The 14055-nt window shown below is 65.1% G+C and carries 14 protein-coding genes and 1 pseudogene; 7 read left to right on the top strand and 8 right to left on the bottom strand.

The annotated features are described in order from the left end of the window. Positions 1-288: TFIIB-type zinc ribbon-containing protein (locus tag P4U43_RS15900; protein WP_277359619.1), on the bottom strand; the 288-nt coding region annotated here is incomplete at its 3' end. A gap of 163 nt (positions 289-451) precedes the next feature. Further along, complete coding sequence (locus P4U43_RS15895; RefSeq protein ID WP_277359618.1) at positions 452-1495, bottom strand: NAD(P)-dependent alcohol dehydrogenase; 1044 nt, start codon at positions 1493-1495, stop codon at positions 452-454. A gap of 137 nt (positions 1496-1632) precedes the next feature. On the opposite strand from P4U43_RS15895, the gene P4U43_RS15890 reads away from it, so the two are divergent. Continuing rightward, a complete protein-coding gene (locus P4U43_RS15890) occupies positions 1633-2187 on the top strand; it encodes a heme-degrading domain-containing protein (RefSeq protein ID WP_277359617.1) in 555 nt (184 codons plus the stop codon). Positions 2188-2235: 48 nt separating this feature from the next. On the opposite strand, the gene P4U43_RS15885 is transcribed toward P4U43_RS15890, so the two are convergent. Next, a complete protein-coding gene (locus P4U43_RS15885) occupies positions 2236-2658 on the bottom strand; it encodes an arsenate reductase ArsC (RefSeq protein WP_277359616.1) in 423 nt (140 codons plus the stop codon). 87 nt (positions 2659-2745) lie between these two features. Between P4U43_RS15885 and P4U43_RS15880 the strand changes: the two genes are divergently transcribed. Then, positions 2746-3096 carry an ArsR/SmtB family transcription factor gene (locus P4U43_RS15880; protein WP_277359615.1) on the top strand — a complete coding sequence of 117 codons (351 nt, stop codon included), beginning with the start codon at positions 2746-2748 and terminating at the stop codon, positions 3094-3096. 5 nt (positions 3097-3101) lie between these two features. On the opposite strand, the gene P4U43_RS15875 is transcribed toward P4U43_RS15880, so the two are convergent. The 4 genes and pseudogenes from P4U43_RS15875 to P4U43_RS15860 form a co-directional block, all read right to left on the bottom strand. Then, positions 3102-4085, bottom strand: coding sequence for an aldo/keto reductase (locus P4U43_RS15875; RefSeq protein WP_277359614.1), 984 nt, complete (start codon positions 4083-4085; stop codon positions 3102-3104). Positions 4086-4108: 23 nt separating this feature from the next. Then, a pseudogene (locus P4U43_RS15870) lies at positions 4109-5804 on the bottom strand (amidase). Then, the gene (locus tag P4U43_RS15865; RefSeq protein WP_277359613.1) at positions 5804-6877 is read right to left on the bottom strand and encodes an agmatine deiminase family protein; all 1074 of its coding nucleotides are present in this window, start codon (positions 6875-6877) and stop codon (positions 5804-5806) included. The pseudogene P4U43_RS15870 and the gene P4U43_RS15865 overlap by 1 nt, the downstream one beginning before the upstream one ends. Further along, the gene (locus tag P4U43_RS15860) at positions 6874-8265 is read right to left on the bottom strand and encodes a flavin monoamine oxidase family protein (RefSeq protein WP_277359612.1); all 1392 of its coding nucleotides are present in this window, start codon (positions 8263-8265) and stop codon (positions 6874-6876) included. Before P4U43_RS15860 ends, P4U43_RS15865 begins: the two co-directional genes overlap by 4 nt. A gap of 168 nt (positions 8266-8433) precedes the next feature. Here P4U43_RS15860 and P4U43_RS15855 point away from each other — a divergent pair, with 168 nt between their 5' ends. The 3 genes from P4U43_RS15855 to P4U43_RS15845 all read left to right on the top strand — a co-directional run bounded on the left by P4U43_RS15855 (position 8434) and on the right by P4U43_RS15845 (position 11030). Continuing rightward, positions 8434-8805: an Hpt domain-containing protein gene (locus tag P4U43_RS15855; RefSeq protein ID WP_277359611.1), complete on the top strand. Its 372-nt coding sequence runs from the start codon at positions 8434-8436 to the stop codon at positions 8803-8805. Between the two features lie 33 nt (positions 8806-8838). Then, positions 8839-9723, top strand: coding sequence for an EamA family transporter (locus P4U43_RS15850; protein WP_277359610.1), 885 nt, complete (start codon positions 8839-8841; stop codon positions 9721-9723). A 71-nt stretch (positions 9724-9794) separates the two neighbouring features. Continuing rightward, positions 9795-11030, top strand: coding sequence for an amidohydrolase (locus tag P4U43_RS15845; protein ID WP_277359609.1), 1236 nt, complete (start codon positions 9795-9797; stop codon positions 11028-11030). Here the strand turns inward: P4U43_RS15845 and P4U43_RS15840 are convergent. Continuing rightward, the gene (locus tag P4U43_RS15840) at positions 11003-12196 is read right to left on the bottom strand and encodes an ROK family transcriptional regulator (protein WP_277359608.1); all 1194 of its coding nucleotides are present in this window, start codon (positions 12194-12196) and stop codon (positions 11003-11005) included. The genes P4U43_RS15845 and P4U43_RS15840 overlap by 28 nt on opposite strands. Positions 12197-12350: 154 nt before the next feature. Here P4U43_RS15840 and xylA point away from each other — a divergent pair, with 154 nt between their 5' ends. Together xylA and P4U43_RS15830 are read left to right on the top strand one after the other, a co-directional pair. Then, positions 12351-13541 carry a xylose isomerase gene (gene xylA / locus P4U43_RS15835; RefSeq protein WP_277359607.1) on the top strand — a complete coding sequence of 397 codons (1191 nt, stop codon included), beginning with the start codon at positions 12351-12353 and terminating at the stop codon, positions 13539-13541. Positions 13542-13659: 118 nt separating this feature from the next. Continuing rightward, a partial coding sequence (locus P4U43_RS15830) for an FGGY family carbohydrate kinase (protein WP_277359606.1) occupies positions 13660-14055 on the top strand: 396 nt, incomplete at its 3' end.

Genomic DNA, 14055 nt, shown 5'->3' with positions numbered 1-14055 from the left:
GCCGTCGTCCAGCAGCGCCAGGAGGGTCTCCCACAGCGCTTCCTTCCCGCGGACGAGGCTCTGGAGTGCCTCCAGCTCCAGCTGTGCCCCCGGACCGTTCTCCGCCTTGCTCACATTGAGGGGATTCGGGCGGGCGGCAGGCTGCGCGGTGAGGGCGCCGGCGCGGTCGATGATCTTGTCGAGCTCCCCCCGGTCCAGCCAAACTCCGCGACAGGTGGGACAGTAATCAATCTCCACGCCACTTCGCTCCGACATCACGAGTTCAATCTTGTCCACCGGGCACAGCATGGGTTCCTCCTGCATTGAGTGAGTTGCGATCAGTTGTGTAGCTCAAACGTAGGTCATTCGGTCGCTTGTCCCTATCCAATGCGTGCTAATCCGTTCGGTGACGAAAAGGCGGCCTGCCCAAGCGATGGATGCTCGGGCAGGCCGCCTGCTGTTACTGGGACTACTACAGCGTTGAGGTGTCGATGACGAAGCGGTACCGCACGTCGGATGCCAGCACGCGCTCGTAGGCGTCATTGATCTTGTCGGCCGGAATGACCTCGATCTCGGCACCGAGCTTGTGCTCAGCGCAGAAGTCGAGCATCTCCTGGGTCTCACGGATCCCGCCGATCATCGATCCGGCAAAGGACCGGCGGCCGCCGATGAGCGCGAAGGCCTGAACGGGCAGCGGCTCGGCCGGAGCACCAACGTTGACCAGCGCGCCGTCGAGGCTCAGCAGTCCGAGGTAGGCACTGATGTCCAGTGACGCGCTGACCGTGTTGATGATCAGATCGAAGGAGCCCGCGAGATCCGTGAAGGTGTTCAAGTCGCTCGTGGCGTAGTACGCATCCGCGCCGAGACGCAGGCCGTCCTCCTGCTTTTTCAGCGACTGGGACAGAACCGTCACCTCCGCACCCATGGCGTGGGCCAGCTTGACGGCCATATGGCCCAGCCCACCGAGGCCGACGACGGCTACCTTCTTCCCCGGACCGGCACCCCAGTGCCGCAACGGCGAGAACGTGGTGATGCCTGCACAGAGAAGGGGTGCGGCGGCGTCGAGCTCGATGCCCTCGGGAATACGGAGAACGAAGTCCTCGGTCACCACAACCTGGGTGGAGTAACCGCCCTGCGTGATGGTTCCGTCGCGGTCAACCCCGCCGTAAGTGCCCACGTTGCCGTTGAGGCAGTACTGCTCCTCGCCGGCCAGGCAGTTCTTGCATTCGCCGCAGGAGTTGACCATGCAGCCTACTCCCACGCGGTCGCCGACAGCGTGCTTGGTCACGTTGGCGCCAACCTCGGTGACGATCCCGGCGATCTCATGTCCCGGCGCCAGCGGGAACTGCTGGGGCCCCCAATCACCCCTGACGGTGTGGATGTCCGAGTGGCAGATGCCCGCGAACTTGATGTCGATCAGGACGTCGTCGGGTCCAACATCCCGGCGTTCAATAGTGGTGGGGACGAGGTCCTCGGTAGCTGAGGGAGCGGCGTAAGCGGAAACGGCCATGGGCATGGGTAGAACTCCTGGGGGTCGTGGTGACGTATTCGGTCTCAGGGCTGGACAACGTACGCGGGCGAAAAGGTATTCCTGGGCAGCAGCACCACTTCGATAGGCTCGTACTCTAGGTCTGACGCCAAGGAGAGCACTACGTGACTGAGAACCAGAATGCCGCGGCCGAGTTCGACCCGGACACCTCCGAAGAGCAGTCTCCCTCCGCCCTCGAAGCTCTCATTGAGCGCGTTGAGGAGGAAACCCGCAAACTCCAGCTGGCAAAGTTCAGCCAGGAGGACGCGCTCACGCTTGGGCTACTGATCGTCGAACTGGCCACCGAGCGGGAAATGCCTGTTGCCGTGGACATTCGCCGGGGAAGCCACACCCTGTTCCACGTCTCGCTGGCCGGAGCTACTCCGGATAATGACATCTGGGTGGAGCGGAAGTCGCTCACTGCTGAGCGCTACGGCGTGCCCTCGCTGCTGGTCGGGCTGCGTGGTCGGCGCGGCGGCGGCAGGATGGAAGACAACGCCTGGTTCGATGAGTCGTCGTTTGCAGCACACGGCGGAGCGTTTCCCATTTACGTGAAGGGCACCGGGCCGGTCGCCGTTGTTACTGTCTCAGGTCTTCCACAGAAAGCGGATCACGACCTCGTCGTCGAAGCGCTGACCAAGTTCACGAGGCGCAAGAAGAAGACCGCGCCCGCAACCTAGGCTCCGCCGTCGGGCCCGGTGTCCTTAAGCGGTCAGGTCGCGGTACAGCTACCTTGATGCGGGAGTCAGCGACTCAATGAGTGTTTGGATTCGCGCCTTGATTTCGTCGCGGATGGGCCGGACGGACTCCACACCCTTTCCTGCCGGATCCTCAAGCACCCAGTCCTCGTAGCGCTTGCCGGGAAAGTAGGGGCACTCATCGCCGCAGCCCATGGTGATGACGACGTCGGACTCCTTGACTGCCTCCGTGGTCAGGACCTTCGGGATCTCGCTGCTCATGTCGATTCCGACCTCGGCCATGGCCTCGACCGCGGACGGGTTGATCTTGTCAGCCGGCTGCGATCCGGCCGAGCGCACCTCGATGGCACCCTTCGAGAGAGTAGCGAGGAAGGCTGCTGCCATCTGCGACCGGCCGGCGTTGTGAACGCACACGAACAGGACGGACGGCTTTTGGACGGTTTCGGGGGTCATCAGGGATCTCCGCATTGATTGACAACGATCGATTGAATACCATCAACTATATCGATCAATGTCAATCCATCGGTGCATAATGGATTCATGAACGCTTTGCAGACCGCGGAAACCATGCTTGATGCATCCTGCTGCCTCCCCTCGGAGCAGCCCGGGATCAGCCTCGAGGATGCCCAGCAGCGTGCCCTCGTGTTCAAGGCCCTGGCGGATCCGAACCGGCTGCGGCTGCTCTCCATTGTGAAGGCTGGAGAGTCAGGCGAGGCTTGCGTGTGTGACCTGACCGAACCACTGGACCTCGGTCAGCCGACTGTCTCCCACCATTTGAAGATCCTCGTCGAAGCCGGACTGCTGAACCGCGAGAAGCGAGGAACCTGGGCCTACTACTCCCTGGTTCCCGGCGCACTGGACAGGGTGACGGGGCTGCTCGCGTCGCTCTGACGCTCCTACCACCGGGGGTGGACGGCCTCCCTGAAGTACCGGTTGTAGATGTCCAGTACACCCGCGCTGATCTCATTCCCCAGGCCGCCCTCCGCACCCGCTTCAGCATTTGCCCGCGCCTGTGCCGGGGTGCGGGCGCCAGGAATCACCGTGGTGACACCCTCCTGGGCAACCACCCACGCCAGGGCCGCCTGTGCGGTGCTCACGCCGTCGGGCACCAGCGCATTGAACTCATCAACTGCCGCCAGCCCAGTTTCGAAATCCACGCCGGAGAACGTCTCACCGACGTCGAACGCTGAACCCGTGCGGTTGTAGTTGCGGTGATCGTCCTCCGGAAACTCGGTGTCTTTCGTGTACTTTCCGGACAACAGCCCCGAGGCCAGCGGAACGCGGGCGATGATTCCGACACCGGCCGCCGCAGCCGCCGGAAGCACCTCATCCAGCGGTTTGAGACGGAAGGCGTTGAGGATGATCTGCACCGTCGCGGTGTTACCGCGCTTGATCGCCTCCAGCGCTTCATCTGTCCGTTCGACGCTCACGCCGTAGTTGCGGATAACGCCCTCGCTTACGAGGGTATCCAGGGCGTCATACACTTCCGGGTTGCTGTACACGGCAGTCGGCGGGCAATGCAGTTGAACGAGGTCGAGGGTGTCCTGCTGCAGGTTACGCCGCGAGCGGTCCAGCCAGGACCGGAAGTTGGTCAGGCTGTAATTCTCGGGAAGCTGGTCCGTCCGCCGGCCCATCTTCGTTGCCACAGTGACATCCAGCCCGGGATTGGCCTTGAGGAACGAGCCGATGGTCTGCTCGCTCCGACCGTCGCCATAGACATCGGCAGTGTCGAAGAAGGTCACACCGGAGTCGACCGCTCCTTCCAGCACGGCGAGCGCGTCCTCCTGGTCCACCTGGCCCCAGTCGGCTCCGAGTTGCCACGTTCCGAGTCCGATCGTCGATACCGGGCGGCCGGTCTTGCCAAGAATGCGTTGTTCCATGGATCGACTTTATGACCGACCGGTCAGACCTGCGGCGTCCTGGGTGGAGCTACCCGGCGTGAGCCAGTTGCTCCACCCAGGACGCCGCAGCAACTCGTTGTCCGAATACGCCTTTCCCGCGAAAGTCAGGCCCACCGGCATCCCGAGATCGGCCATCACGCCCATCGGAACGGTGACCGTCGGGATGCCGAGGTGGCGCGGCACCAGGTTGCCGTTGGACACCCACACTCCGTTGCGCCAGGCGAGGTCCGCGGAGGCAACGGAGGTATCTGTGTCCGCAGGTCCGACGTCGGCCGCTGCCGGGAAGATGACCGCGTCCAGTCCGTTCTCATCCATCCAGTCGTGTAGGTCCAGCCGGCGGGTCTCCTGCAGACCGCGAAGCCCTTCCTCCAGGTGTGGAATGTCGGTCAGAGACATCGCGCCGTGCCGGCGGATGACGTCCGGGTACTCGGCGATGTCGTCGTCGAAGCCGGTATACCGGTCCGGCAGCGCGCCCTCCGGCGCAGGGAAGATCGCGGCGCCGTCGACGTCGGCAAGTGACGCCAACTGCGGATCGGTGTTCGCCTGCAGGAAGTCTTCCCAGGCCCAGGCGGACAGGTCTCCGATCTCGTGCTTGAGGTATTCGGGGCTGACGAGTCCGCGGGTGCTGATGGTCGGCGCACCGGGCCTGTCACCCTCGTAGTTGGAGACCACGGGAAAGTTGACCTCGACCACCTCGGCGCCCGCGTTCTCCAGATCCCGCCGCGCTGCCTGCCAGAGTTCGATGACCGACTGCCGCGTCTCGATCCGCTGGCCGGTGGGGCCGCCGATGCCGGGTGCCGCTGCAGTGCCGGCGGGGTTGTCCTTGTTGATGTACATGCGGGGCACACCGAAGCGCTTCCCCTTCAGTGCGCTGCGGTCAGCGGCCAACGACCGGTACGACGGCGGACGCACCTCCGAGGCGCGCGGAACGGACACCCAGGGCTGGACGCGCCAGAAGTCGCCGCGGGTCTCGGTATCGTCGGCGACGATGACGTCGAGGACCTCGAGCAGATCCGCCATGGTGCGCGTATGGGGAACCACAACGTCCATGGTGGGCACGAGCGGCCAGTTTCCGCGCACCGAGATGACACCCGGCGAGGGCGTGTACGCGCACAGTGCGTTGTTCGACGCCGGAGCACGGCCTGATGACCACGTTTCCTCAGCCAGCCCGAAGGCGGCGAAGCTGGCGGCCGTCGCGGTGCCGGATCCGTTGGAGGAGCCGGACGCGAAAGCGGCGGTGAGGTAGTCGGCGTTGTAGGGGCTTTCAGCCCGTCCGTAAACGCCGCGCTGCATTCCGCCGTTGGCCATCGGCGGCATGTTGGTGAGGCCGATGAGGATGGCGCCGGCGCCGCGAAGCCGCTCAATGGTGAACGCGTCCTGCTGCGCGATGAGGCCCTGAAACGCCGGGGAGCCCGCAGCAACCGTGAGCCCCTTAGCCTGGTAGCTGTCCTTCGCGGTGTACGGGATGCCGTCCAACGGACCGAGAGTTTCACCCTTCTGCCGGCGGCGGTCAGAGGCCCGCGCTTCTTCCAGCGCATCCGGGTTCATGACGACGACTGAGTTGAGCCGGATGCCCGCCTTGTCATAGACCGCAATGCGGTTCAGGTAGCTCCCGACGAGCTCCTCGCTGGTTACCTGGCCGGCTTCCAGGGCCGCGCGAAGATCCGCGATACCGGCTTCGACGACATTGAAACCCATCAGCGGTTCCCCTCACTCCGGCCCGCCGTGGCTCGCGCCGCGGGCTGCTGCTGGGTGATGCAGTGAATGCCGCCGCCGAAGGAGAAAATGTCGCGGGCGTCGACGAGTTCAACTATTCGTCCCGGGTAGGCGCGGCCGAGGACGTCGGCGGCAACGGCGTCGTTCTCGTCATCGAAGGCGCACAGGATCACTGCGCCGTTCGCCACGTAGTGGTTGATGTAGGAGTAGTCCACAAAGCCGTCGTCGTCGGTGAGGACCGTGGGCGCCGGCACGTCGATGATCTCCAGAGGGTGACTATCGGCGTCGACCGCTCTCTCCAGTTCGGACCGCAGGAAGCGGCTCACCTCGTAGTCGGGGTGTTCGGGGTTGTCCTGCCTGTGGAGGAGAACAGCGCCCGACGGCGTGAACGCGGCAACGATGTCCACGTGACCGCGGGTGCCGAACTCCTCATAATCGCGGCTGAGCCCGCGCGGCAGCCAGACGGCGTGCCGGGTGCCCAGACGGGCGTGAAGCTCTGCTTCGACGGATTCCTTGGTGGCGCCCGGGTTGCGTCCGGGATCGAGCTGGACCGTCTCGGTGAGCAGGACCGTTCCACGGCCGTCGACGTGGAAGCCGCCGCCCTCATTCACAAGCGTGCTGTCCCCAACCGGGGTACCCGCGTGCGCGGCCACCGCACGGCCGACGCGCTGGTCTTTCTCCCACGCCGCCCAGTGCTGGGCGCCCCAACCGTTGAAGATCCAGTTCACGGCGTGCGTGGAACCGTCCGATGCATGGACGAACGTAGGCCCGGAATCGCGGAGCCACGCGTCGTCGAGCTCGGTCTCCTGCACCGCAATGTCGGCTCCCAGCAGTGTGCGGGCGGTCGCGGCGTCGGCCGGATCCGCGAGGACGGTCACGGGTTCGCAGCGGGCGATGGTCCGGGCCACGCGGGACCAGGCCTCGCGTGCCCGGCCGAGGCTCTCGCTACCAGGTGCGCCGAATGTGTCATTGGAGGGCGGGAAGGCCATCCAGGTGCGCTCATGCCGCTCCCACTCGGCGGGCATGACGGTGGCGGCGGTCAGTGAAGCGTTCATCCGATGAGAGCGCGCTGCTTCTGGAGCGCCGTCGTAATGTTTCGGGCGGTCAGCTGACCCATGCGAACGGCGCCGTCGACGTGCTGGTAGCCCTCGGCCGCGAGGTCGGAGCTGGACCAGTAGATGGGGCCCACCGGGGTCAGCTGGTGCTTGGCGTAGCGGTGCAGGCCGCCGAGGTCATAGCTGGCTGCGTACGCGCCCCGGGTCCATTCCTCGGAGCCCCAGTCCGACTCGTAGTACGCCTCGGGCTCCAGGGCTTTCGGTCCCAGGAACCCGGCGATGGACTCGAGGATCTGCCGGCGCCGGTCCTCGACGGAGAGCTCAAACATGGCGTCGGCCTTCTCATCGGAAATGAAGGCAACGAGGGTTCCGCGGGAGTCTTCGTGGTTGGTGTTGTCGTAAACCTCCTGCACAATCGACCCTGCACTGAAGCCGGTGCCGGACAGCCCGTCCTCGCGCCAGAACGGCGTCTCATAGACGGCGTGCACCTTGATGACCAGGCCCAGTGACTGGTGCTGGTGCATCTGGTGCTGCCTGCGCGGCAACGGGGGTTCGTAGGAGACCCGCGAGTACAGGTTCGGCGGAACGGCCATGACGGCGTACCGCGCGTTGACAGTGACGCTTTCCGAGATGGCGGTCACCGTGGTGGTTCCGTCCTGGCTTTCCGACCAGCGGAGGGTGCGGACGGGACTGTTCAGGACGACGCAGTCCCCCAACTCCGCTGCGATGCGCTCTGACACCGACTGCATTCCGCCGACAACACGCTTGTCGAGGATGAAGTCCTCGTCCACCAGGTTCGAGAACGAGCCGGCGGACGCGGCCATCAGCACGGCCTGCAGCGTTGAGAAAGCGTGAGCCGGCTTGGTGAGCATGCCGCCCGCGATGAAGAGGCCGATGTTGTTGCAGGCTTCCTCGTCATCCGACTGCTGCCGGAGCCAGGAATGGAAGGAAACGGTATCCAGCTCCCTGGCCTGCGGGTGCTCCCACGGAGCCTTGGGATCCATCTGGGCAGCCAGGCGGTCCAGCTCGTCGATAAGCCGTGTCATCTCCGCGCTCGTCCGGCGGCTCACGGGGAACATCTCGCCGGTGTACCGGACGGCCTTGCCGTCCGCTCCGATGTAGACGGACTCACCCTCGCGGTAGCGCGAGTAGGTTTCCAGTCCGAGCTCCTTGAGTAGGCCGATCAGCGCCTCCTGATCCGGCGACACCCACTGTCCGCCGAGTTCCAGGACAGCGCCGTCGATCACATCGGTATGGGTCCGGCCGCCCACGCGGTCCCGCGCCTCAAGAACGGTAACGGAGTGGCCGGCCTTCCGCAGCTCCCTCGCTGCAGTCAGTCCTGACGGTCCTGCACCAACGACGACGACGTCGCTTTCGATAATCCTCATGATGTCCTCTCTACACGGGTGGCGCCGTGCTAAAACGAATTACATTCGTTTATGTCCAATTACTGTAGAGGAAGGGGTCCGGTTTGAAAAGCCCAGCATCGTCGGCACTGTTGCGCCGCCGTCGTCATACCGATGTTTTCCCATGCTTCCTCTCCTACGCTGAGCCGCATGTCGAAGAACAAACGCGCTCCGCTTGTGGACCGGAAGGTTCTGCACAGGCTGGAGGATGAGTTCGAGGATCCCGGTCCTGCGCATTCCTTTGTGCGCGACTTCGTTGCCTTCTGGGACGAACGGTACCTTCGCCTCGCGGAGGCCGTGCAACGACATGATGAAGCCGCATCCCTCGACGCACTGCTCAGCGTGCGGATTGGCTCGGCCATGATCGGCGCCGCCCGGCTCGCGAAACTCGCGGCGGAACTTGAATCGAGCCTGAAACGCGGACACTTGGGTGCCGTGGCCGAAGCACTTCCGCAGGTCAAGGAGTGCGGCGATGCAACGGTCAGAAAGCTGACAACGAAGTACATCGACGCGAGTTGGTGATGCTCGGGGCCGCGATCCGGACAGAATGTAGGTATGCGCACCTCCTCCATCCCTGCTCCCGCGCTGATGATCATGGCGGTGCTGTCCGTCCAGTTCGGTGCAGCCCTGGCCAGGACGCAGTTCGACGCCGTGGGCCCCACCGGCGCAGTGTTCCTCCGGTTGCTGTTCGGGGCGTTGATCCTGCTGGCTGTTGTGCGCCCGAAGGTGCGCGGGTGGAAGCGCGAGCAGTGGGCAGCCGCAGCCGTGCTGGGCGTCGCGCTGGCAGGGATGAACAGCCTCATCTACCTCGCCATCGGCGTCATCCCGATTGGCGTTGCCGTGACGCTCGAGTTCACCGGCCCGCTCCTGCTGGCACTGGTGCAGACCCGGCGCCTCACTGACGCGGCGTGGGCACTGCTGGCGTTTGCCGGCGTCGTTCTTTTGGGGTTCGACGACGGCAGCGTCCTGCCGCTCGCCGGCATCCTCTTTGCGCTCGGCGCGGGCGCGTTCTGGGCCCTCTACATTCTCGCCAGCGCACGCGTGGGGCGGCTGGTTCCCGGCGTCGAGGGCCTGGCTGTGTCCATGGCGATCGGAGCGGTGATCGTCCTGCCGTTCGGTGCGCCGTCCGCCGCCGCGGGCGCTCTCGTGTCACCGCTGGTGCTGCCGGTGTTCGTTGGTGTCGCCCTGCTCTCCAGCGCGTTCCCCTATGCACTGGAGATGCTCGCACTGCAGCGGCTGTCCACGCGGGTGTTCGGCGTGCTGTCCGCCCTGGGGCCGGCGATGGCCGCGCTCGCGGGACTGCTGGTGCTCAGCCAGGCGCTGGGCGCCCGGGAAATCATTGCGCTGGTGCTGGTCACCGCTGCATCGATTGGAGTGACGGTCGGCGTACGACGACGGCGCCCGCCTGCTTCGAAGATTCCGCCCACTCCCGCTCCGTGAGCGTTGGCAACCGTCGCTAGACTGGGCTGGTTGCCGCCGGCAACCTTGGCGCGTGAGCGAGGAGGCTCCCAATGATTCTGCACCAGGTACGCCCGTGGGGCGGCGAACTGTCGGACGTGGAACTGCAGGACGGGCGCATTGCCGCCATCCGGCCTTCCTCAACGGCACCGGAGGGTGCTGCTGCGGGCGGCGAGACACGCGCCGACGTCGTCGATGGCAGGGGGCGCCTGCTGCTTCCATCCTTCTCCGATGTCCATGTCCACCTTGACTCGACACGGCTCGGGCTGCCGTTCCGGCCGCATACCGGCCGCCCGGGTGTGTGGGGAATGATGCTGAATGATCGCGAGAATTGGCGCACGGCCGAAGCACCCATCGCGGACCGGACCGCTTTCACGCTTGCCACCATGATTGAGCACGGCACCACCCGGGTACGCAGCTACGCGCAGATCGACGCCGACTGCCGGCTCGAACGTTTCGACGCGGTGGTCGCCGCCCGGGAGACGCACCGTGCATGCGCTGACGTGGAGATCATCGCGTTCCCACAGGCTGGCCTCCTGCTTGAAGAGGGCGTGGTGCCGCTGATTGAGGAATCCCTGAAACAGGGCGCGGACGTGATCGGCGGGATCGACCCGTGCCAGCTGGACAGGGATCCCGTGCGCCATCTCGACATCGTTTTCGGGCTGGCCGAAAAGTACCAAGTGCCGATCGACATTCATCTCCATGAGCCGGGCGAGCTCGGCGTCTACAGCGCGGACCTCATCCTCGAGCGGACCCGGGCCGCCGGGATGCAGGGCAGGGTCACCATTTCCCACGGGTACTCACTCGGCAGCGTGTCGGAAAGCACCACCCGCCGGCTGATCGACGAGTTCGCGGAGGCGGACATTGCCATGGCGACGGTAGCGCCGTCAGTTCGGGACCCGTTGCCGCTGCGGCAGCTCACTGAAGCCGGCGTCCGTGTTGGGCTCGGCGAGGACGGTCAGCGCGATTACTGGTCCCCCTATGGCAATGGGGACATGCTTGAGCGCACCTGGCAGCTCGCGTTCACCAACGGATACCGGGCGGACGAGCTCATTGAGCACTGCTTTGCCGTCGCCAGTATCGGCGGTGCGGCAATTATGGATCCTGGGTCGGAAAGGTTGACCAGCGTCAGCGACCGGCCGGGCCTCCAGGTCGGCGACCCGGCTGAGCTGTTGCTCCTTGCGGGTGAAACCGTCACCTCGGCCGTCATGGACCGGCCGTGGGACCGTACGGTGATTCATCAGGGACGTGTGGTGGCGGATCAGCTGGGCCTGGCACCGCTTTCCTGACCGGGCGCAACGCTTCGAGGTTCGGTGAGGAGCCCGGCGAACACTGCCTCTGCGGCTCCCACGAGGAGCAGTTCGGCGCCGAGGGCGGCACGCTCGAGGCGCACCTTAGTGCCCAGGCCGCTGATCGGTCCCGCCGCTACAGCCGCGCTCAACCGCTCCCTGTCCGCGGCAAGCAACACGCCGAGGAAGCCGCCGAGCACAATTATCTGCGGATTGAAGACGTTCACGAGGTTGCCAAGCGCAATGGCCAACAGGTCTGTCTGCCGCCGGATCTCGCGCAGCACCGGGAATGTCTGGGTGGCAAGCAGGGCGTCCTCGAGTTGTTCCGCCTGGGCATGGTTCAGGTTGACAACCTTCAGCAGCCGATCGAGGTTGACCTCGGTTTCAAGGCACCCACGGCGGCCGCAGTGGCATTGCTCCCCGCCGGGCCGCGTCACCATGTGCCCAAACTCGCCGGCGTACCCGGACGCCCCACCCAAAGGCTGCCCGCCGACAATCGCGCCGCCACCGATGCCGGAGGCGCTGCCGTTCAGGTAGAGCGCGTCACTGTAGCCCGCCGCTGCGCCGAAGATACTCTCGGCGAGTGTGCCGAGCGTCGCATCATTGGCCGCCACAACGGGCATGCCCAGCGCTTGGCGGAAGGGCCCGACGACGTCGACATCCTTCCAGCCGAGATGCGGCGCGAGCAACACCTGGCCTACTTCCGCGTTGACCAGTCCGGGGATGGCAAGGCCCAGACCGAGCACATGCTCGCTTCCCGCCAGTTCCACCGAAAGCCCCTCCACGACGGCGCGCGTGATGTTGACCGCCTCCTCCAGCGAAGGGATGGATGAGGTGTTGTAGCGGATCCGGCGATGGACTATGCCGCCCAGCCCAACGACGCCCACCGTCACCGCATCGACGTCGGGATTGACCGCCAGCGCAACGACGCGTTCACTGGCGTGGACCATGGGGCTGGGGCGGCCAACCCTCGCAGCAGCAACATCCGTCTCATACACCAGGCCAAGAGCGGCCAGTTCGCCAACGAGGGCGCCAATGGTGGACCGGGTGAGGTTGCAGCGCTGAACGAGGGCGGCACGGGTGAGGGGGCCGTGCCGGTGGGCAGCGGTGAGTACGGCGGAGAGGTTGCGGCGCCGCAGATCCTCAGTGCCGCTACGCTCGTTCACTCCCAGCCCCTCACCCTATTTGTCCTGGACGTAAACATAGCACTTCACCGGTCGAAATCTGGGCCGAAAGGTGTTGACGGATGGAGAGTGCGGCTATATGTTTTAGTCACGAACTTATCGCTTCATTCAGCTCAACTCAGTGCGGAGTACATCCATGTCACCTCAGCCCACACCGGCAGATCGCTTCACCTTCGGCCTCTGGACCGTCGGATGGACCGGGACCGACCCCTTCGGCACCGACACGCGCGCAGCGCTCGATCCCGTTGAGGCGGTCCACCGTCTCGCCGAACTCGGCGCCTACGGCGTCACCTTCCATGACAATGACCTTGTCCCGTTCGGTTCCACGGACCAGCAGCGCGAAAGCATTCTCGGCAGCTTCCGCGACGCATTGGCTGAGACCGGTCTGAAGGTTCCGATGGTGACCACCAACCTGTTCAGCCACCCGGTGTTCAAGGATGGCGGCTTCACCAGCAATGACCGCTCTATCCGCCGGTTCGCCCTGCGGAAGGTACTGACCAACATCGACCTCGCGGCTGAGCTCGGCGCCGAGACGTTCGTGATGTGGGGAGGCCGTGAAGGTGCGGAGTATGACGGCTCCAAGGATCTGGCGGCCGCCCTGAACCGAATGAAGGAAGGCGTGGACACTGTCGCCGGCTACATCAAGGAGAAGGGCTACGGCCTCCGCCTTGCCCTTGAGCCGAAGCCGAACGAACCCCGCGGGGACATCTTCCTGCCGACGGTGGGCCATGCCCTGGCTTTCATCGCCGAACTCGAGCACGGCGACATTGTGGGTGTGAACCCTGAGACCGGTCACGAGCAGATGGCGGGCCTGAACTTCACCCACGGCATTGCGCAGGCGCTCTGGGCCGGCAAGCTCTTCCACATTGACCTCAACGGCCAGAAGGGAATCAAGTACGATCAGGACCTCGTGTTTGGGCACGGTGACCTTTCCAGCGCCTTCTTCACGGTCGACCTCCTGGAGAACGGCTTCCCCAACGGCGGTCCACGCTATGAGGGCCCGCGCCACTTCGACTACAAGCCGTCCCGCACCGACGGTTACGACGGCGTCTGGAACTCAGCCCGCGCCAACATGTCCATGTACCTACTGCTCAAGGAACGCGCTCTCGCTTTCCGTGCCGATCCGGAGGTGCAGGAGGCGCTGAAGGCATCCGGCGTCGTCGAACTCGGTGAAACCACTCTGGCAGCGGGGGAAACCACCGCTGATCTTCTCGCGGACCGGACTGCGTTTGAGGATTTCGACGCCGAGAAGGCCTCCGAGCGGTCCTTCGCTTTCATCCGGTTGAACCAGCTGGCCATGGAACACCTGCTCGGATCGCGCTCCTAAGTTCCACCCCACCACCTGAAGTTTTTGTCGCCTAGTTGACGTTTTCGAGCAGTTTTAGCAGCAACTAGGCGACAAAACTTTCCCCTTCCGAGGGTGAAAATGCAGTGAAGGAACAGTCATGGCCCTGGTAGCCGGAGTAGACAGCTCCACACAGTCGTGCAAAGTGGTCATCCGGGACGCGGAATCCGGCGAACTGGTGCGCTCCGGCTCAGCGCAGCACCCGCACGGAACGGAAGTGCATCCCGATGCCTGGTGGACCGCCCTGCAGGAAGCCATCACGGCGGCGGGCGGATTCGACGACGTCGCGGCCGTCTCAGTCGCCGGCCAGCAGCACGGCATGGTGTGCCTGGATGCCAATGGTGAGATTATCCGGCCGGCGCTGCTCTGGAATGACACGCGCTCGGCGGGAGCAGCGGCGGCGCTTGTCCGGGAGAAGGGCGCACAGTGGTGGGCCGAGACAACCGGCACCGTCCCGGTGGCGTCGCTGACCGCGACGAAGCTGCGGTGGCTCGCC

This window comes from Arthrobacter vasquezii, from assembly GCF_029455255.1.
GTDB classification, from domain to species: Bacteria; Actinomycetota; Actinomycetes; order Actinomycetales; family Micrococcaceae; genus Arthrobacter_D; species Arthrobacter_D parietis.
This window is presented reverse-complemented; position numbering and strand designations above follow the sequence as displayed.